Annotated in this window: 4 protein-coding genes; all 4 read right to left on the bottom strand. The window is 30.4% G+C overall.

The window, feature by feature from the left end:
- Positions 1-89: 89 nt before the first annotated feature.
- The 4 genes from HG1285_RS19620 to HG1285_RS00755 are packed head-to-tail and all read right to left on the bottom strand — an operon-like array spanning position 90 to position 1,083.
- On the bottom strand, positions 90-236 hold the full coding sequence (locus HG1285_RS19620) for a hypothetical protein (protein WP_008289574.1): 147 nt from the start codon (positions 234-236) through the stop codon (positions 90-92).
- Positions 237-240: 4 nt separating this feature from the next.
- Entirely contained in the window at positions 241-390 is a 150-nt protein-coding gene (locus HG1285_RS19615) for a hypothetical protein (protein ID WP_008289573.1), read from the bottom strand.
- A gap of 4 nt (positions 391-394) precedes the next feature.
- The gene (locus HG1285_RS00750; RefSeq protein ID WP_008289572.1) at positions 395-880 is read right to left on the bottom strand and encodes a hypothetical protein; all 486 of its coding nucleotides are present in this window, start codon (positions 878-880) and stop codon (positions 395-397) included.
- Complete coding sequence (locus HG1285_RS00755) at positions 880-1,083, bottom strand: hypothetical protein (protein ID WP_008289571.1); 204 nt, start codon at positions 1,081-1,083, stop codon at positions 880-882. The genes HG1285_RS00750 and HG1285_RS00755 overlap by 1 nt, the downstream gene beginning before the upstream one ends.
- Positions 1,084-1,200 lie beyond the last annotated feature (117 nt).

Raw genomic sequence — 1,200 nt, 5'->3', positions numbered from 1 at the left:
GAACGACAGTTTAAATCCTTTGTTAAAAGCTCATAAACGTCTTTTCTTCTGTTTTCTAAAGTGAGTTTGTAAATTTTGCTGTCCATTGGCTAACCCTCCTTTAAGTTATTTTTGACATATATAAATAAGGGATATTTAGATTTTTCTTTTTTGATTATTTCAGCAATTTTATTTTTCAAAGCAGATAAACACAGGAAGGAAACAAAAACTCTTTCTGCAAATTTGGCTGCATACATATTCCTACTCCTTATTTTTGCTCTCTTTTTCAAATTTTTGGGAAATCACATCTTCAAGATTTGAAAGTTTTACATAAAGCATTATTAATAATGTCATTATTGAAGCACCTATTAAGGCAAAACCAATTTCTAAAACTTTAACCAGCTCTTCCATCAGCCTAAACCTCCCTTGTGGTAGAATTTTTTAAAGTCTCATTATCAGGGGAAGATGATGAACTACAGTGAGGCTCTTTATTTTCTTTTTCTTTCTTATTGTTTACAGAATACTGTCTTGAAAACTCTTCTAAAACAGCATTCAGAACCTGATGAACATCTTCTTTTATTTCTTGACTTTTCAGAGAAATTTCTTGAGAAATTTTTGAAGGAGTTAGGGAAGGAAAAAGTTTGTCAAGAACTGGAACAATTGATTGAGGAACTACAAAAAATTGACAGCCATTCAAATGAATATCAACAGAAATTAAAGGAGAAACTTGTTGAGATTTTTTCTCCTTAATTTCCTTCCCATTGCCTAACTTATCAATTAACTTTACTATTTCCCAGTTTAGATTTATTAAAATTTCTTTCATTATTTCTTCTTCTGGAGACCTTTCAAGTGCTTTAACTATTTTTTCTAATTCCTTATTAAACCTTTTAAGCTCTTCCATCAGCTTAGCCCTCCTTTAACTTTGACATAATTGCTGGATAAAGCTTTGCTCTGTTTATATGCTTTTGGTATGGAGCTTGAAATTTGGGGCATTAATATAGCTTTTGATATAGGGAAATTTGTATTGATAATTTCTTGGTGTTTTTCTCTTGTGCTTATGTTAGGATTGTCTGAACTTTTTAGAAAAGTGTTTAATTCAAGCATTTTTAGAGTCCTCACTGTTATTATTTTTATTTTCATTTTTATTAGCTTTCTCATAGGAACTGGCTATCTTTTGAAGCTCTCTATCAAGTCCAATAAAAGCCACAAATATAGACAAAG

Source organism: Hydrogenivirga sp. 128-5-R1-1 (assembly GCF_000171895.1).
This window is presented reverse-complemented; position numbering and strand designations above follow the sequence as displayed.